Here is a 17,833-nt window from a genome sequence, read left to right as displayed (position 1 = left end):
CGTACTGCTGTGATCCCCTGACGGTCAAGTTCCGCTTCAGGCTACGTGATCGACGGAGGCGGCAGCCGGGGCGGCCTCCGGGGCGGTGGGGGCGGCGGCCCGGCCCTCCCGAGCCGACAGCGCCAGGTAGGCCGCGCCGCCCACCACGCCCGACAGCAGGAAGCTGCAGTCGACCCCGCCCGTCAGGGAGAGCAGCGGGCCCTCGTACGACGGCAGCGAGACCGCGAGTACGCCGACCGCCGCGCCCAGCGCCCAGGCCGTCGTGGCCTGCACGTTCCAGCCGGCGCGGTACCAGTAGACGCCGCCCCTGGAGCGGCGGTTGAAGACCTGGAGGGCCTCCGCGTCGTACTCCCCGCGACAGCGCGCGAAGCCGATCAGGGTGATCACCGCCCACGGGGTGCCGATGGCCGTGAGGAGGAGCACGAAGGACGTCATCGCGTCCTGCGCCTCCCACGCGTAGTGGCCGACGAAGACGCAGGCCGTGGCGACGACGGCGACCGTGTACGTGGCGCGGGCGCGCGAGGCGCGGGGCAGGATCGCGTCCAGGTCGAGGCCCATGGAGTAGAGCATCAGGCCCGCGTTGCCGACCGAGCCCGCGGAGGCGGCGAGCAGCAGCGGCACCAGGTACCAGGTGGGCGACGCGTCGACGAGCCCGCCCGCGTAGTCGAGGGCGGCGCGCGCCGCGTACGCCGTGAACGTGCCGAAGAGCTGCGGGATCAGGAGACCCGCGAGCAGGCCGAGCCACGCCGCGCCGAGGACCGCGCGGGAGCTGTGCCGGGCCGGGGAGACGTAACGGGTGTAGTCGCCGAGGAGCGTGATGAAGGCGATCGGGCCGGAGAGGCCCGCGGCGACCAGGGCGAGCAGCCATGTCGGCCAGAACGAGCCGAGGAGGTAGCCGCCCGCCCCCGGGAGCGCCGACGTCGTGAAGTCGGGGGCGTACGCGACGACACCGAGGATCAGCAGCGCCGTCATGCCGAAGGCGAGGACCCGGGAGAGGCGAAGGAGCACGCGGTAGCCGAAGACGGCACCGATCACGGTGGCGGCGGCGAGCAGGGCGTAGACGACGGCGTACGAGAAGCCGCCGGCCGGCAGGCCGAGCAGGCGGTGCAGGGTGCCGACCATCACGTCGCCGCCGATCCAGATGGTCAGCGCGGTGTAGCCGAGGGAGAGCAGCAGGCCCACGACGGAGCCGACGAGGCGGCCGCGCACGCCGAACTGGGCGCCCGAGGACGTGGAGAGGTTCGTGCCGGTGCGCAGCGACACCAGGGCGAGCGGCGCGGTCAGTGCCGTGCCGATCACCGTGCCCGCCACCACCGCGCTCACCGACTGCCACCAGCCGAGGCCGAACGACACCGGCAGCCAGCCGAAGACGATCACCCCCAGGCAGAGGTTGGAGCCGATGAGGATCGACACGAGATCGCGGGGACCGCTGGTGCGCTCCCCGTCCGGGATGGTGTCGACTCCGCGCTGTTCTATCGGCATGAGGGTGCCCCTGACGCTCGCTGGTCCGGAATGGTTGCCCCGTTTTTGAGCAGCGCTCAATGTGACGCGTTCACCACTGGTTCGTCAATGCCTCTGTCGCCGCTTCCCGTGTGCGGATTTCGTAGTTAGAGTGGCGCTCTAAACGTGGAACAGGGAGGTACGGCGCGTGCGACTCACGCCCACCGAACGCGACCGGCTGCTGCTCTTCGGGGCCGCCGAGCTCGCGAGGTCCCGCAAGGCGCGCGGCCTCAGACTCAACGTCCCGGAGGCGACCGCGCTGATCGCCGACACGGTCTGCGAGGCCGCCCGCGACGGCGCCCGGCTCGCCGAGGCCGTCGAGCGGGCCCGCTCGGTGCTCGGCCCTGACGACGTGCTGCCCGGCGTCGCGGACGTGGTGACCGAGGTGCACGTGGAGGCCGTCTTCGACGACGGGTCCCGGCTCGCGGTCGTCTCCGACCCGATCGGGGAGGGCCTCGGCGACGAGGCGCCGGGCGCGCTGCTGCCCGGGCCGCTGCACGAGGACGCGGCGCCGGCCGTGACGCTGACCGTGCACAACACCGCCACCGTGCCGGTCTCGGTGACCTCGCACTTCCATTTCTTCGAGGCCAACCCCCGGCTCGACTTCGACCGCGCCGCCGCGTACGGCATGCGGCTCGCCGTGCCCGCCGGGTCCTCCGTCCGCTTCGGGCCCGGCGAGAGCGTCGACGTCGGGCTGCTGCCCATCGGCGGCGAGCGGATCGCCATCGGCTTCGCGGGCCTGGTGGACGGGCCGCTGGACGCGCCGGGCGCCCGCGAGGAGGCGCTGCGCCGCGCCGCCGCCTGCGGCTACCTCGGCGTACCGGAAACCACTGAGCAGGAGGTCGAGCGATGAGCCGCCCCGGAGGACACGCCGCCGAACCGCGCCGTCTCACCCCGTACGAGTACGCCGCCACGCACGGCCCCCGCGCCGGCGACCACGTCAGGCTCGGCGACTCCGGCCTGACGATCCGCGTGGAGTCCGACGCCCAGAAGTACGGCGACGAGTTCCTCGCCGGCTTCGGCAAGACCGCCCGTGACGGCCTGCACCTGAAGGCCGCCGCTGTCCGCGAGACCTGCGACGTCGTCATCAGCAACGTCGTCGTCATCGACGCCGTGCAGGGCATCCGCAAGGTGTCCATCGGCATCAGGGAAGGCCGCATCCACGCCATCGGGCGCGCGGGCAACCCCGACACCCTGGACGGCGTCGACGTCGTCGTCGGGACCGGCACGTCCATCGTGTCGGGGGAGGGGCTCATCGCCACCGCCGGGTCCGTGGACACCCACGTCCACCTGCTCTCGCCCCGCATCATGGAGGCCTCCCTCGCCTCCGGCGTGACCACGATCATCGGCCAGGAGTTCGGCCCTGTGTGGGGCGTCGGCGTCAACTCGCCGTGGGCGCTGCGTCACGCGTTCAACGCCTTCGACGCCTGGCCGGTCAACATCGGCTTCCTCGGCCGCGGCTCGTCCTCGCACGACGCCCCGCTCATCGAGGCGCTCGCCGAGGGCGGCGCGTCCGGCTTCAAGGTGCACGAGGACATGGGCGCGCACACCCGCGCCCTGGACACCGCGCTGCGCGTCGCCGAGGAGCACGACGTCCAAGTGGCCCTGCACAGCGACGGGTTGAACGAGTGCCTCTCCGTCGAGGACACCCTGAAGGTCCTGGAAGGCCGCACCATCCACGCCTTCCACATCGAGGGGTGCGGCGGCGGTCACGTACCGAACGTCCTGAAGATGGCGGGCGTGCCGAACGTCATCGGCTCCTCCACCAACCCCACCCTGCCCTTCGGCCGCGACGCCGTCGCCGAGCACTACGGCATGATCGTCTCGGTCCACGACCTCAAGACCGACCTGCCGGGCGACGCGGCCATGGCCCGCGACCGCATCCGCGCCGGGACGATGGGCGCCGAGGACGTGCTGCACGACCTGGGCGCCATCGGCATCACCTCGTCCGACGCCCAGGGCATGGGCCGCGCGGGCGAGACCGTCCGCCGCACCTTCGCGATGGCCGGGAAGATGAAGGCCGAGCTCGGCCCCATGGCGGGCGACGGCCCGCACGACGACAACGCGCGCGTCCTGCGCTACATCGCCAAGCTGACCATCAACCCCGCCCTCGCCCACGGCCTCGCCCACGAGGTCGGCTCCATCGAGGTCGGCAAGCTCGCCGACATCGTGCTGTGGCGTCCCGAGTACTTCGGCGCCAAGCCGCAGCTCGTCCTGAAGTCCGGCTTCCCCGCGTACGGCGTCGTGGGCGACCCGAACGCCGCGACCGACACCTGTGAACCTCTCGTCCTCGGCCCGCAGTTCGGGTCGTACGGAGCCACGCCCGCCGACATCTCCGTGGCGTTCGTCGCGCAGGCCGCCGTCGACCAGGGCAACGACCTGATGCCCACGCGCCGCCGCCGGGTCGCCGTGCGCGGCACCCGCGGCATCGGCCCCGCCGACCTGCGCCTGAACTCCCGCACCGGGGCCGTCGACGTGGACCAGCGCTCCGGCCTCGTCACCCTCGACGGCGACCCGGTCCGCTCCGAGCCCGCCGACTCCGTCTCCCTCAACCGCCTCTACTTCCTTTAAGGGTTTACGTCATGTCTGCTGCCGCCGACGGCTTCCGCATGCCCGCCGAGTGGGCCCCGCACGAACGCACCTGGATGGCGTGGCCGTGCCCCAACCCCACCTTCGACGACCCCGAGGGCCTCGACGAGTCCCGCATCGCCTGGGCGAACGTCGCCCGCGCCGTACGCCGCTTCGAGCCGGTCACCGTGGTCTGCGGGCCCGGCCAGGCCACGTACGCCGAGGAACTCCTCGGCCCGGACATCGACATCACCGAGCGCGAGCTCGACGACGCCTGGATGCGGGACATCGGGCCCACCTTCCTGACCGACGGGAAGGGCCGACTGGCCGCCGTCGACTGGACGTTCAACGGCTGGGGCGCCCAGGAGTGGGCCCGCTGGGACCACGACTCCAAGATCGGGGCGCACGTCGCCGACCTCGCCGGCGCCCGCACGTACGCCTCGAAACTCGTCAACGAGGGCGGCGGCATCCACGTCGACGGCGAGGGCACCGTCCTGCTCACCGAGACCGTCCAGCTCGGCCCCGAGCGCAACCCCGGCTGGACCAGGGAGCAGGTCGAGGCGGAGATCCACGCCCACCTCGGCACCACCAAGGCGATCTGGCTGCCGCGCGGCCTCACCGCCGACTACCCCGGCCACGGCTACGGCACCCTCGGCCACGTCGACATCGTCGCCGCCTTCGCCGCGCCCGGCGTCGTCCTCGTCCACTCCCAGCGCGACCCCGCCCACCCCGACTTCGAGGTCAGCAAGGAGGTCATCGCGACGCTCCAGGGCCAGACCGACGCCCGCGGCCGCACCCTGCGGATCGTCGAGGTGCCCGCCCCCACCGTCCTCAAGGACGACGAGGGCTGGGTCGACTACTCCTACATCAACCACTACCTCTGCAACGGCGGCGTCGTCCTGTGCGCCTTCGGCGACCCGAACGACGAGCTCGCGGCGGGCATCTTCCGCGGTCTCTTCCCGGACCGGACCGTGACGCTCGTGGACGCCCGTACGATCTTTGCCGGGGGTGGTGGCATCCACTGCATCACCCAGCAGCAGCCGAAGGTGTGATCAAGGAGTACGGGATGGCCGGTCAGGCCCGCGCGCGGAAGAACGCCCCACCGCGTGAGGACGTCATGGCGGCCGCCATGGAGATGATCGCCGCACGCGGCCTGGAGAAGCTGACCATGGCCGCGCTCGGCCGCGAGGTCGGCATGAGCTCCGGCCATCTCCTCTACTACTTCCGCACCAAGGACGAGCTGCTCCTGCGCACCCTGGAGTGGAGCGAGGGCCGCCTCGGCACCGAGCGCGGCCGCCTCCTCGCCCGGCAGGGCACGGCCCGCGAGCGCCTCGACGCGTACGTCGACCTGTACGTCCCCGACGCCGTCGGCGACCCCCACTGGACGCTCTGGCTCGAGGTCTGGAACCGCTCCCTCAACGCCGACGAGGAGGGCCGCGACCGGCAGGCCGCCATCGAGGGCGCCTGGCACCGCGACCTGGTGGCGCTGCTCGCCGAGGGCGTCTCGCGCGGCGAATTCGCCCCCGTCGACCCCGACCGCTTCGCCTCCCGCCTCCGGGCGCTGCTCGACGGGTTCTCCATCCACGTGGCGATCGGGCTGCGGGGGACGGGGCGGGACCAGGTCCTCGCGCACGTGCGGGAGTTCCTGGACGACGCGCTCGCCCCGGACCCCCGGCCGTCCCGCGCGTCCCAGGCGCCGCCCGCATCGTGAGACGGGGCAGCGCGCTGTGTGCGGGCTGTGGCAGGCTGCCACCGTGCTCTCGTTCGCCATGATTATTGGCAGCAGGCGCGCCGGTCCGCAGTGACCGTCTCGTACCCATCACGTACGGGCGGACACCGTCGCCTCGACCCGCGCGCAGACCTCTCGCACCCGCGAGGGGTTTTTTCGTTTCCCGGCCCAACTGCAGCCGGACACGGAGCGCGCGGGATCATTGGGGGTGGTGGAGCCGGTCATTCCGGTAGACCGAGATCCGACACAGGAGCCAGATCAGCATGACGGAAACCAGCGCACCCGACGATTCCTTCCACGTCTTCGACACGACGCTGCGCGACGGCGCGCAGCGCGAAGGCATCAACCTCACCGTCGCGGACAAGCTGACCATCGCCCGGCACCTGGACGACTTCGGCGTGGGCTTCATCGAAGGCGGCTGGCCCGGCGCCAACCCGCGCGACACCGAGTTCTTCGCGCGGGCACAGCAGGAGATCACCTTCCGGCACGCCCAGCTCGTCGCCTTCGGCGCCACCCGCCGCCCCAACGCCAAGGCGGCCGACGACCCGCAGGTCAACGCCCTCCTCGCAGCCGGCGCCCCCGTCATCACCCTCGTCGCCAAGTCCCACGACCGGCACGTCGAACTGGCCCTGCGCACCACCCTCGACGAGAACCTGGAGATGGTCCGCGACACCGTCTCCTACCTCGTCGCCGAAGGCCGCCGCGTCTTCGTCGACTGCGAGCACTTCTTCGACGGCTACCGCGCCAACCCCGAGTACGCCAAGGCGGTCGTGCGGACCGCCGCCGAGGCCGGCGCCGACGTCGTCATCCTGTGCGACACCAACGGCGGCATGCTGCCCGCGCAGGTCCAGGCCGTCGTCTCCACCGTCGTCGCCGACACCGGCGCCCGGCTCGGCATCCACGCCCAGGACGACACCGGCTGCGCCGTCGCCAACACCCTCGCCGCCGTCGACGCCGGCGCCACCCACGTGCAGTGCACCGCCAACGGCTACGGCGAGCGCGTCGGCAACGCCAACCTCTTCCCCGTCGTCGCCGCCCTGGAACTGAAGTACGGCAAGCAGGTCCTGCCCGAGGGCTCGCTGCGCGAGATGACCCGCGTCTCGCACGCCATCGCCGAGGTCGTCAACCTCACGCCCTCCACCCATCAGCCGTACGTGGGTGTCTCCGCCTTCGCCCACAAGGCGGGGCTGCACGCCTCCGCGATCAAGGTCGACCCGGACCTCTACCAGCACATCGACCCGGACCTCGTCGGCAACCGCATCCGCATGCTCGTCTCCGACATGGCGGGCCGCGCCTCCATCGAGCTCAAGGGCAAGGAGCTCGGCGTCGACCTCGGCGGCGACCGCGCGCTGATCGGCCGCGTCGTCGACCGGGTCAAGGAGCGCGAGCTCCAGGGCTACACGTACGAGGCCGCCGACGCCTCCTTCGAGCTGCTGCTCCGCGAGGAGGCCGAGGGCCGGGCCCGCCGCTACTTCCGCGTCGAGTCCTGGCGGGCCATCGTCGAGGACCGGCCCGACGGCACGCACGCCAACGAAGCGACCGTGAAGCTGTGGGCCAAGGGCGAGCGCATCGTCGCCACCGCCGAGGGCAACGGCCCGGTCAACGCCCTCGACCGGGCGCTGCGGGTCGGCCTTGAGCGGATCTACCCGCAGCTCGCCAAGTTGGAGCTCGTCGACTACAAGGTCCGCATCCTGGAGGGCAAGCACGGCACGTCCTCCACCACGCGCGTCCTGATCTCCACCACCGACGGCGTCGGCGAGTGGTCGACCGTCGGCGTCGCGGAGAACGTCATCGCCGCGTCGTGGGGCGCGCTGGAGGACGCGTACACCTACGGCCTGCTGCGGGCCGGGGTCGAACCGGTGGAGTAGCCCGGGTACGCCGCGGAGCCGACTGGGTTACGTTCGAAGTATGAAGAATCGGACGAAGCGGATCACTGTCGGACTATCCGGGCTGCTGCTCGCCCTGGGTGCCGTGTCCTTCACCGCGGCGCCCGGGGCTCCGGACCCCTCCGCCGTCTCGGTGGTGGCCGACGCCTGGGAGAAGAGTCCGGTGTACGTCGATCCCGCGGCGTCGGACCAGCTGTCGGGGGAGCAGGCCGACGCCCTCGCCCAGCGGATCGAGAGGGCCGACAAGCCGGTCTTCGTCGCCGTCCTGCCGGACGACTTCCCCCGGCAGAACCTCTTCCAGCGGCTGCGCGCCGAGACCGGCGTGACCGGGGTGTACGCCGTACGGCTCGGCGACGGGTTCGACGCGAAGGCCGACCGGTCCGTGCTGACGGGCAACGCCGTCGGCAACCTCGTCTCCCTCGTCCAGGGGGAGGACACCGCGGCCCAGCTCGACCACTTCGTCGACCAGGCCCTCGCGCAGGCGGGCGGCAGGGCCCCGGATTCGTGGGGCGGCGGCCCGGGCCACGGGATCTCGGTGGGTGCCCTGGTCGGGGTCGGCGTGGTCGTCGTGGCGGGTGCCGGCGGGGCGTACGCGATCGTGCGGCGCAAGAAGCGGCGCCACGAAGAAGTGCAGCGCGAGTCGCTGCGCAAGCTGTCCGTTGTCGTCGACGAGGACATCACCGCGTTCGGCGAGGAGCTGGACCGGCTCGACTTCCACCCCGCGGAGCCGGGGGCGGACGACGCGATGCGCGCGGACTACGAGCGTGCGCTGGACGCGTACGAGAAGGCGAAGTCGTACATGGCCGCCGCGACCCGCCCCGAGGACGTGCGGGGTGTCACCCAGGTGCTGGAGGACGGACGCTTCTCGCTGGCCCTGCTCGCCGCGCGGCGGGAGGGGCGCGAGCTCCCGGAGCGGCGCGCCCCGTGCTTCTTCGACCCGCGTCACGGGCCTTCGGTCGAGGACGCGGCATGGGCGCCCGCGGGCGGGGCCGAACGCTCGGTCCCGGTGTGCGCGGCGGACGCGGCACGCCTCGCGGACGGCCGGGACCCGATGGTGCGGACCGTGGCCACGGAGTCCGGGGAGCGGCGGCCCTATTGGGAGGCCGGGCCCGCGTACGGGCCGTGGGCCGGCGGCTACTTCGGCGGGGGCATCCTGCCGGGTCTCCTCGTCGGCACGATGCTCGGCGGAATGATGATGAGCCCCGCGTACGCGGCGGACTACGGGCCCGGGTACGGCGACTCCGGCGGCTTCGAGGGCGGCGACTTCTCGGGGGCGGACTTCGACCCGGGGGACTTCGGCGGCGGAGGAGACTTCGGCGGGGGCGGGGACTTTGGGGGCGGGGGCGACTTCGGGGGTGGGGGAAGCTTCTGAGGCGGGCGAGCTTCTGAGGCTTCGGGGCCTGCTGAGGCTTCTGGAGGGGTGATGGGGGCTCAGTCGGCCTGTGGGTCGGCCGGCGGGAGCGTCACCGGCCAGCGTCCCGGATGTCCGGGCGGCAGCGCCAAGTCCCGTCGTACGGCCGCGTAATACGCCTCGCGTGCGGCGCGCTGGCGCTCCAGCAACTCGGCCCACGCCTCGGGGTCATGGGTGTCCTCCCGCAGGAACCGCTCCATCCGGATCACCAGGAGCACCCAGGCCCGCGCCTCCTCGACCACGTCCGGTGCGCCGAGCATGAGCAGCGCCTCACCGGCGGGGTCGCGGGCTTCCGCGGCCTGGGTGAAGTGGGGGACGGCCTCCTCGGGCGAGAGGGGGTGCGGGTGCGGGTCGTTGCCCAGGTGGGCGGCGACGCGGTAGGTGAGGCTGACGGTCTGCCGCAGGACCCGGGCGTACTCGGTGTAGACGGCGAGCCGCCGCTCCTCCCAGCGCGCCGCCTGCTCCCGCCGGAACCGGATGCGGTCTCCCCGGGTGATCGCCACGTAGGAACCGAGCGCACCGATGATCACGCCCATGAGGGCGGGGAGTTGTCGTATGAACTCGTCCACGCCGAAACGTTAGCGCGGTCAGGAACCCGCCTTGATCGCCGAGATGTCGAAGTTCAGCTTGATCTTGTCGGAGACGAGCATGCCGCCGGTCTCCAGCGCGGCGTTCCACGTGAGGCCCCACTCCGAGCGCAGGATCTCGGCCTTGCCCTCGAAGCCGACGCGCTCGTTGCCGAAGGGGTCCTTGGCCGAGCCGTTGAACTCCAGGTCGATGGAGAGCGGCTTCGTGGTGCCCAGGATCGTCAGGTCACCGGTGACGCGGTAGTCGTCGCCGCCCAGGACCTCCGTCTTCGTGGAGCGGAAGGTCATCTGCGGGAATTCGTCGGTCTTGAAGAAGTCGGCGCTCTTCAGGTGGCCGTCGCGGTCGGCGTTGCCGGTGTCGATGCTGTCCATCGTGACGTCGAGGGAGGCCGTCGAGCGGGACGGGTCCGTGCCGTCCAGGTGCAGCGTGCCCGTGAAGTCGAGGAAGGAGCCCTTGACGTTCGTGACCATGGCGTGGCGGGCGACGAAGCCGATCGTCGTGTGCGCCGGGTCGATCGTGTAGTCGCCGGTCAGCGCGGCGAGCTCCGGGCTGACCGGCGCGGGGGCGGCGGCAGCGGCGGTGGTGGTGGCGGCGGTTTCGTTCTTGCGGCCGAAGATACCCATGACGTGCTCCTTGAGATCTGGAGATCCGGAGATCTGTTGAATGTTCAACGAGAACGACGGTAGCGCGATTCTGTTCAACATTCAACCTATCTGCCGAAGTCGGCGTGTTTTCGGCGCTTGGCGCCGGGTGGCGCCACTTGTGTGCGTGGTGGCGCCATTCTGCGCCAGGTGGCATGCCACCTCGGCTGACCTGGGGAAACGGTCACTTGTGCGCCCGTGTGCCGCATTGGTGGTGTCGCCAAGGCTTGCGGTGGCGTCACTCTGATGCCATGATGGCGTCATGAACCTCACGCAGTACGTCGACCAGCTCCGCCAGGAGCTCGCGGTGGCCGCCGAAGCGGGCGGCGACGAAGCCCGTGCCCTGGCCGAGCGCCTCACCGCACCGCTGGAATCGGCCGCCCGGCTCACCCTGTTGAACGCGCTCTCCGCCGCCGCGGAGGAGATCACCGTCGATCTCGCGCCGGGCTCGGTCGACGTGCGGCTGCGTGGAGTCGACCCCGAGTTCGTCGTGACACCGCCGCCGGCGGTGGAGGCCTTCGACGCACGGGCGGAGTACGCGGCCCTCATGGCCGCCGCGCCCGCACCGCCCCCGCCCCCCGCCGCGCCCGACGCGGCGGACGACGGCGGCACCGCCCGGATCAACCTCCGGCTGCCCGCCCACGTCAAGGCCCGCGTCGAGGAGGCGGCGAACCGCGACGGCCTCTCGGTCAACGCCTGGCTCGTCCGCGCGGTCTCCGCGGCACTGGACCAGCCCGACGCCCGGACGGTCATGACGGCGAACCGCGAGGCCCGCAGCTCGGGCAACGGGTTCACCGGCTGGGTGCGCTAGCCCCGGCGCTCTCGCGGGACTCCGCAGGACTCCGCAGGATCGCGGGCCTCACGGGCCTCACGGGACTCACGGGACTCGCAGGACTCGCGGGCCTCACAGGACTTCGTTTCACCCTTCACCGATCGAGCCATACGGGCTCGCCGAGCCGGCAGGACGGGACAGCCATGCCTTCTTTCGACACCCCCAAGCCCATCACCGCCACCATCACCTTCGACGCGGGAAGCCTCAAGATCGTGGCGGGAGACCGCACGGACACCGTCGTCGACGTCCACCCCAGCAGCGAGGCCCAGGAGGGCGACGTCAGGGCGGCCGACCGTACCCGCGTCGAATTCTCCAACGGCAAGCTGCTGGTCAAGGGGCCCAAGGAGCGCTCACTCTTCGGCAAGGGCCCGTCGATCGACGTGGAGATCGCGCTGCCGGCCGGTTCCGAGGTGCACGCCACGACCTCCATGGCGCACCTCACCGCCGAAGGCACCCTGGGGGACTGCGAGTTCAAGACGTCCGCCGGTGACGTGCAGGTGGAGCGGGCGGCCGGGGTCCGACTGAACACCGGCTACGGCGAGGTCACCGTGGGCCGCGCGAACGGCCCGGCCGACATCCGCACCGGCTCCGGCGAGGTCCGCGTCGGCGAGGTCAAGGGGACGGTCTCGGTCAAGAACTCCAACGGCAACACGGGCCTCGGCGACATCGAGGGCGGCATCACGGTGAAGGCCTCCAACGGCTCCGTCACCGTCGACCGCGCCGCCGCCGACGTCAGCATCAAGACGGCCAACGGCCCCATCCGGGTGGGTGAGTTGGCGCGCGGCGAGGCCGGCCTCGAAACCGCCGCGGGCAAGATCGAGATCGGCATCCCGGAGGGTACGGCCGCCTGGCTCGACGTACGGACGAAGACGGGCAACGTACGCCAGTCGCTGGAGGCGTCGGACGCGCCCGGCGAGCCCGCGGACACGCTGAAGGTGCGGGCCCGCACGTCGATGGGCGACATCGTGATCCACCGCGCCTGACCCCGCACGCGCCACCCCGCCCCACCCCACCCCGCCGCCCCGCCTCACCCCCGACCCCCTCATTCCCAGCTGCCGCCCCGGCAGCCGCCCGGGACCAGAATCGAACTGGTGTCCGGTACTGAAGCTGCCCTCCCGCGCACGCCCTCGAGCTGCCCCCCGGCGCACGCCCGAGCTGCCCTCCCACGGACGCCCAAGCTGCCCTCCCGCGAAAAGGAACGGACATGCCCACGCCCCACCAGAAGCGCCCGGCGGCGATCACCGCCACCGGTCTCCGCAAGTCCTACGGCGAGAAGACCGTCCTCGACGGCATCGACCTGAACATCCCGCAGGGCACGATCTTCTCCCTGCTCGGCCCCAACGGCGCGGGCAAGACGACCGCCGTGCAGATCCTCTCCACCCTCATCTCCGCCGACGCGGGCGAGGCGCGGGTGGCGGGCCACGACCTGGCGGCCGAACCCGACGCGGTGCGTGCCGCGATCGGTGTCACCGGCCAGTTCTCCGCCGTCGACAACCTCCTGACCGGCGAGGAGAACCTGACGCTCATGGCCGACCTGTACGGCTACGGGCGCCGCCAGGGCAGGCACCTCGCCGCCGACCTCATCGAGCGGTTCGATCTCGTCGAGGCGGCCGGGAAGCCCGCCTCGACGTACTCGGGCGGCATGCGGCGCCGCCTCGACATCGCCATGACCCTGGTCGGCAGCCCGCGCGTGATCTTCCTGGACGAGCCGACCACCGGACTCGACCCGCGCAGCCGGCACGGCATGTGGGAGATCGTCCGCGAACTCGTCGCCGACGGCGTGACCATCTTCCTCACCACGCAGTACCTGGAGGAGGCCGACCAACTCGCCGACACCATCGCGGTGTTGAGCGGCGGCAGGCTGGTGGCCCAGGGCACCCCCGCCGAGCTGAAGCGCCTCGTCCCCGGCGGCCACGTCCAGCTGCGCTTCGCCGACGTCAGGGGGCTGGATACCGCCGCGCGACTGCTCGGCACCGGCAGCCGCGACGACGACGCCCTGACCCTCCAGGTCCCCAGCGACGGCAGCCTCAAGTCCGTCAAGGCGGTACTCGACCGGATCGACGCCACCGAGATCGAGGTCGAGGCGCTCGCCATCGACACCCCCGACCTGGACGACGTCTTCTTCGCCATGACCGGCAGCCCCGCCAAGCCGTGACCGCCCGCCCCGACCACGAGAGAGCGACGACCCGATGAGCACTGCCACCACCACCCCGGCCGTCACACGCCCCGGCCGTCCGGTCCCCGCCCGCCCCTCCGCGCTGCACAACTCCCGGACCATGCTGCGCCGCAACCTCCTGCACGCCCGCCGCTACCCGGCCATGACGATCAGCCTGGTGAGCATGCCCATCGCCATGCTGCTGCTCTTCAACTACGTCTTCGGCGGCACGATGTCGGCGGGCATGGGCGGCGAAGGGGCCGGCGACTACATCGACTACCTCGTCCCCGGCATCCTGCTGATGGCCGTCGGCTCGGGTGTCCTGCCCACCACGGTCGGCGTCTGCACCGACATGACCGAGGGGATCGTGGCCCGCTTCCGGACCATGCCGATCAACGGCTCCTCGGTGCTCACCGGCCGCGCCGTCGGCGCCGTCATCCAGATCATGATCACCCTCGTCCTCGTCACCGGCGTCGCCTTCCTCGTGGGCTTCCGCTCCAGCGCCGAACCCGTCGAGTGGCTCGCCGCCGCCGGTCTCCTCACCCTCATGAGCACCGCGCTCACCTGGCTCGCCGTCGCACTCGGCCAGCTGGTCAAGGCCCCGGAGGCGGCCAGCAGCGTCGCCCTGCCCTTCTCGTTCCTGCTGCCCTTCCTCAGCAGCGTGTTCGTGCCGCTCGACTCGATGCCGGACTGGCTGCGCCACTTCGCCGAGTGGCAGCCCTACACCGCCTTCACCGAGACCCTGCGCGGCCTGCTGACCGGCGGCGAGATCGGCAAGTTCGGGCCGCTCGCGGTGGGCTGGGGCGTCGCCATCGCCCTGCTCGGCTTCGTCTGGGCGCGCTCGCTGTTCAAGCGCGACGCGACGCGCTGACCCCGCCGGCCGACCCTTCCCGCGGAGCCACGGGGGTGCCTCGCGGGGAGGGTCGCCGGTTGTCGGCCCCCGCCAATTCGGTGGGGGCCCAGGAGGAGGCGCTACGGTGCACGCGAGGGAACCCCCGCGCACCGGAGGGCCACCCTGGTGTGAGGTGCCTCTCAGCCGACGGAGCCCTTGCGGAGTCGCGCCCCTTGCGCTCTCTTGTGGAATCTCTACAACGGGAGACGGTCTGAGCCGTCACTTCTTCATGGCCCCGGCGCGCTTCTGTCCGGGGGTGCCAGGAAAACGGCCCGGAGACTGTACAGAGTCGACGGTCCGTTTCCCCGGGGGCGCTCCGTAAGGTCGCTACATGACCGTTTTGGACGAGACCGCTGCCGCCGGGAGCGAGCCCACCGACTCGCATGGCCGCGTGGCCGAACTGCACGAGATCCGTGCGGAGGCGCTGCGCGGGCCGAGCGAGAAGGCGACCGAGGCACAGCACGCCAAGGGCAAGCTGACCGCCCGCGAGCGGATCGAGCTGCTCCTCGACCCGGACTCGTTCAACGAGGTCGAGCAGTTGCGCAGGCACCGGGCCACCGGCTTCGGCCTGGAGGCCAAGAAGCCGTACACGGACGGTGTGATCACCGGCTGGGGCACGGTGGAGGGCCGGACGGTCTTCGTCTACGCGCACGACTTCCGGATCTTCGGCGGCGCGCTCGGCGAGGCGCACGCCACGAAGATCCACAAGATCATGGACATGGCCATCGCGGCCGGTGCCCCGCTGGTCTCCCTGAACGACGGCGCAGGCGCCCGCATCCAGGAGGGCGTCTCGGCCCTCGCCGGCTACGGCGGCATCTTCCAGCGCAACACCAAGGCGTCCGGTGTCATCCCGCAGATCAGCGTGATGCTCGGCCCGTGCGCCGGCGGCGCGGCGTACTCGCCCGCCCTCACCGACTTCGTGTTCATGGTCCGCGACACCTCGCAGATGTTCATCACCGGCCCGGACGTCGTCCGCGCGGTGACGGGCGAGGAGATCACCCAGAACGGCCTCGGCGGCGCGGACGTGCACGCCGAGACGTCGGGCGTGTGCCACTTCGCGTACGACGACGAAGAGACCTGCCTGGCCGAGGTCCGCTACCTGATCTCGATGCTCCCCTCCAACAACCGGGAGAACCCGCCCACCCACGAGTCGGAGGACCCGGCCGAGCGCCGCTCGGACGTCCTGCTCGACCTGGTCCCGGCGGACGGCAACCGGCCGTACGACATGACGAAGGTCATCGAGGAGCTCGTCGACGACGGCGACTACCTCGAAGTCCACGAGCGCTGGGCGCGCAACATCATCTGCGCCCTGGCCCGCCTGGACGGCCAGGTCGTCGGCATCGTCGCCAACCAGCCGCAGGCGCTGGCCGGCGTCCTCGACATCGAGGCGTCCGAGAAGGCCGCGCGCTTCGTGCAGATGTGCGACGCCTTCAACATCCCGATCCTCACCCTCCTGGACGTGCCCGGCTTCCTGCCCGGCGTCGACCAGGAGCACGGCGGCATCATCCGCCACGGCGCCAAGCTCCTGTACGCGTACTGCAACGCCACCGTCCCGCGGATCTCGCTGATCCTGCGCAAGGCGTACGGCGGCGCGTACATCGTCATGGACAGCCAGTCCATCGGCGCCGACCTCACCTACGCCTGGCCGACCAACGAGATCGCGGTCATGGGCGCCGAGGGCGCCGCGAACGTGATCTTCCGGCGGCAGATCGCGGCCGCCGAGGACCCCGAGGCGATGCGCGCGCGCATGGTCAAGGAGTACAAGGCCGAGCTGATGCACCCCTACTACGCCGCCGAGCGCGGCCTGGTCGACGACGTCATCGACCCGGCCGAGACCCGCGAGGTCCTCATCAAGTCCCTCGCGATGCTCCGCAACAAGCACGCCGACCTGCCCTCGCGCAAGCACGGCAACCCTCCGCAGTAGCGGTCACCACACCGCGTCCGCGCCGCAGTAGCCCACAAGGAGAAGCTGCACGATGACACCCCCCGACATTCGCGTAGAGAAGGGCCACGCCGAGCCCGAGGAAGTCGCGGCCATCACCGCGATCCTGCTGGCCCGCGCCGCCGCCCAGCCCGCCGCTCCCACCGCCCGCCGCGGCCGCGACAAGGCCGGCTGGCGCCGCCTGGAGCGCACCCCGGGCTTCCGCGCCCCGCACAGCTGGCAGGGCTGAGCCCCCAGCTCTCGGGCCCCGTTCTCCTTCGGGAGGGCGGGGCCCGCGCGCGTTCCTACCCCTCCTCGCGGGGCCGCGTCAGGTGCGTCACCGCCGACTCCGCCAGCGGCCGGACCGCCGGATGCCAGGCGCGGCCCCGCGGCCCGCTCAGGACCAGGCGCCGCGCGGCCCGCGGCTCCACCGGCAGCAGCACCAGGTCGGGCGGGACCAGGGAGCGTGAGACCTCGGACAGGACGGTCACGCCGAGGCCCGCCTGCACCATGCTGATCAGGGTGGCCAGGTCCCGCACCCGGTGCGCGGGGGTGAAGCGCAGCCCGGCCAGGTCGTGGAGCGCGCGGACCCGTTCCTCGCAGCTGTTGGGGGAGATCAGGAACTCGTCGTCCTCCAGATCGCGGACGTCGACGGCCGCCTCGCCCGCCAGGGGGTGATCGCGGGGGAGCAGGGCGCGGTAGCCGTCCAGGGCGAGCTGGGTGCCGGGGCCGGGCGGCGGGTCGATCAGGACGGCGGCGTCGGCCGTGCCGTTCTCCAGCCACTCCGCGACCTCGGCGCTGTCGCCCTCGAAGACGCGCACGGTGATCCGCGGCCGGTCCTGCCGCCAGTGCCGCAGCAGCCCGGGCAGCAGGCCCTGGCAGACCGTGGGCGTCGAGGCGAGCCGCACGGTGCCCGTCACCGCCCCGGCGTCGGCGGCGATCTCCGCCACGGCCCCGACCGCCGACAGCGCGGCCCGGGCGTGCGGCAGGACCCGCTTCCCGAGCGCCGTCGTCCGCACCGGCCCGGACCGGACGAGGAGCGAGCCCGCCAGCTCTCGTTCGAGGGAGGCCACGGCGTGCGACACCGCCGACTGGCTCATGCCGAGCTCCGCGGCGGCCGCGCTGAACCCGCCCGCGTCGACCACCGCGACAAAGGCCCTGAGCTGCGGGAAGTTCACGGTCATGAGGCGGCCTCATAGGTCTATGACGGCTATGCGTTGGATCAATGGTGCCAGGTGGGGCGAGAGTTGCCCGTGCCGCCGACGCGGCGGATCACCGGAGAACGACGTGAGGAGAGCCATGCCCCACATCAGGGCCACCGTCACCGACCCCGCCCTGCCCGCCGACACCGCACGGGCCCTCGCCGAGGGGCTGACCGGCCTGGCGGTCACCGCGCTCGGCAAGTCCGCCGAGCGCACCATCGTCCACCTCGACCTCGTCCCCGCCGACCGCTACTACGTCGCGGGGAAGCCCCTGACCGGCGGCGGCCGCGACGCGCACCTGGAGGTCAGCATCACGGCGGGCACCAACAGCGCCGAGGAGAAGGCCGCCTTCATCACCGGGGCCGCCGCGTTCCTGTCGGAGCTCCTCGGCCCGCTCGCCCGCGGCGGCGTCGCCCTGCACGAACTGCACCCGGAGAGCTACGGCTACCAGGGCGTCACGCAGTTCGCGCACTACCGCCGGAACTGACAGAGGCCCGCACGCCGAAGC

The 17,833-nt window shown here is 72.0% G+C and carries 17 protein-coding genes; 13 read left to right on the top strand and 4 right to left on the bottom strand.

What is annotated here, in order from left to right:
- Positions 1-36: 36 nt before the first annotated feature.
- Positions 37-1,482 (bottom strand): cytosine permease, encoded by a 1,446-nt coding sequence (locus ACZ7LU_RS11780; protein WP_471149318.1) that lies wholly within the window; start codon positions 1,480-1,482, stop codon positions 37-39.
- Between the two features lie 166 nt (positions 1,483-1,648).
- Between ACZ7LU_RS11780 and ureA the strand changes: the two genes are divergently transcribed.
- The 6 genes from ureA (at position 1,649) to ACZ7LU_RS11750 (ending at position 9,055) form a co-directional block, all read left to right on the top strand.
- Positions 1,649-2,353 (top strand): urease subunit gamma, encoded by a 705-nt coding sequence (ureA, locus tag ACZ7LU_RS11775; protein WP_468313306.1) that lies wholly within the window; start codon positions 1,649-1,651, stop codon positions 2,351-2,353.
- Positions 2,350-4,071, top strand: a complete 1,722-nt coding sequence (locus ACZ7LU_RS11770; protein ID WP_398308798.1) for an urease subunit alpha — start codon at positions 2,350-2,352, stop codon at positions 4,069-4,071. Before ureA ends, ACZ7LU_RS11770 begins: the two co-directional genes overlap by 4 nt.
- Positions 4,072-4,082: 11 nt before the next feature.
- A complete protein-coding gene (locus ACZ7LU_RS11765) occupies positions 4,083-5,120 on the top strand; it encodes an agmatine deiminase family protein (RefSeq protein ID WP_468718032.1) in 1,038 nt (345 codons plus the stop codon).
- Positions 5,121-5,134: 14 nt separating this feature from the next.
- On the top strand, positions 5,135-5,779 hold the full coding sequence (locus ACZ7LU_RS11760) for a TetR/AcrR family transcriptional regulator (RefSeq protein ID WP_471916614.1): 645 nt from the start codon (positions 5,135-5,137) through the stop codon (positions 5,777-5,779).
- A gap of 281 nt (positions 5,780-6,060) precedes the next feature.
- Entirely contained in the window at positions 6,061-7,665 is a 1,605-nt protein-coding gene (gene cimA / locus ACZ7LU_RS11755) for a citramalate synthase (RefSeq protein WP_471149314.1), read from the top strand.
- 40 nt (positions 7,666-7,705) lie between these two features.
- Positions 7,706-9,055 carry a hypothetical protein gene (locus ACZ7LU_RS11750; protein WP_471916613.1) on the top strand — a complete coding sequence of 450 codons (1,350 nt, stop codon included), beginning with the start codon at positions 7,706-7,708 and terminating at the stop codon, positions 9,053-9,055.
- 59 nt (positions 9,056-9,114) lie between these two features.
- Here the strand turns inward: ACZ7LU_RS11750 and ACZ7LU_RS11745 are convergent, their stop codons facing one another.
- Together ACZ7LU_RS11745 and ACZ7LU_RS11740 are read right to left on the bottom strand one after the other, a co-directional pair.
- On the bottom strand, positions 9,115-9,663 hold the full coding sequence (locus ACZ7LU_RS11745; RefSeq protein WP_468562377.1) for a hypothetical protein: 549 nt from the start codon (positions 9,661-9,663) through the stop codon (positions 9,115-9,117).
- An 18-nt stretch (positions 9,664-9,681) separates the two neighbouring features.
- Positions 9,682-10,305: a YceI family protein gene (locus tag ACZ7LU_RS11740; RefSeq protein ID WP_471916612.1), complete on the bottom strand. Its 624-nt coding sequence runs from the start codon at positions 10,303-10,305 to the stop codon at positions 9,682-9,684.
- A gap of 280 nt (positions 10,306-10,585) precedes the next feature.
- Between ACZ7LU_RS11740 and ACZ7LU_RS11735 the strand changes: the two genes are divergently transcribed.
- The 6 genes from ACZ7LU_RS11735 (at position 10,586) to ACZ7LU_RS11710 (ending at position 16,373) form a co-directional block, all read left to right on the top strand.
- Entirely contained in the window at positions 10,586-11,134 is a 549-nt protein-coding gene (locus ACZ7LU_RS11735; protein WP_398308784.1) for a hypothetical protein, read from the top strand.
- 164 nt (positions 11,135-11,298) lie between these two features.
- Positions 11,299-12,138, top strand: a complete 840-nt coding sequence (locus tag ACZ7LU_RS11730) for a DUF4097 family beta strand repeat-containing protein (protein WP_471916611.1) — start codon at positions 11,299-11,301, stop codon at positions 12,136-12,138.
- A gap of 221 nt (positions 12,139-12,359) precedes the next feature.
- Positions 12,360-13,310 carry an ATP-binding cassette domain-containing protein gene (locus tag ACZ7LU_RS11725; protein ID WP_471916610.1) on the top strand — a complete coding sequence of 317 codons (951 nt, stop codon included), beginning with the start codon at positions 12,360-12,362 and terminating at the stop codon, positions 13,308-13,310.
- Between the two features lie 34 nt (positions 13,311-13,344).
- Positions 13,345-14,181, top strand: a complete 837-nt coding sequence (locus tag ACZ7LU_RS11720) for an ABC transporter permease (protein WP_468089434.1) — start codon at positions 13,345-13,347, stop codon at positions 14,179-14,181.
- A gap of 352 nt (positions 14,182-14,533) precedes the next feature.
- Positions 14,534-16,126 carry an acyl-CoA carboxylase subunit beta gene (locus ACZ7LU_RS11715; RefSeq protein ID WP_398308776.1) on the top strand — a complete coding sequence of 531 codons (1,593 nt, stop codon included), beginning with the start codon at positions 14,534-14,536 and terminating at the stop codon, positions 16,124-16,126.
- Positions 16,127-16,178: 52 nt separating this feature from the next.
- On the top strand, positions 16,179-16,373 hold the full coding sequence (locus tag ACZ7LU_RS11710; protein ID WP_398308774.1) for an acyl-CoA carboxylase subunit epsilon: 195 nt from the start codon (positions 16,179-16,181) through the stop codon (positions 16,371-16,373).
- Positions 16,374-16,428: 55 nt separating this feature from the next.
- On the opposite strand, the gene ACZ7LU_RS11705 is transcribed toward ACZ7LU_RS11710, so the two are convergent.
- Positions 16,429-17,307 (bottom strand): LysR family transcriptional regulator, encoded by an 879-nt coding sequence (locus ACZ7LU_RS11705; protein ID WP_471916609.1) that lies wholly within the window; start codon positions 17,305-17,307, stop codon positions 16,429-16,431.
- 115 nt (positions 17,308-17,422) lie between these two features.
- Here ACZ7LU_RS11705 and ACZ7LU_RS11700 point away from each other — a divergent pair, with 115 nt between their 5' ends.
- Positions 17,423-17,812 carry a tautomerase family protein gene (locus ACZ7LU_RS11700; RefSeq protein WP_470984372.1) on the top strand — a complete coding sequence of 130 codons (390 nt, stop codon included), beginning with the start codon at positions 17,423-17,425 and terminating at the stop codon, positions 17,810-17,812.
- Positions 17,813-17,833: the final 21 nt, after the last annotated feature.

The sequence above is a fragment of the Streptomyces sp. NPDC039462 genome (assembly GCF_055639375.1).
This window is presented reverse-complemented; position numbering and strand designations above follow the sequence as displayed.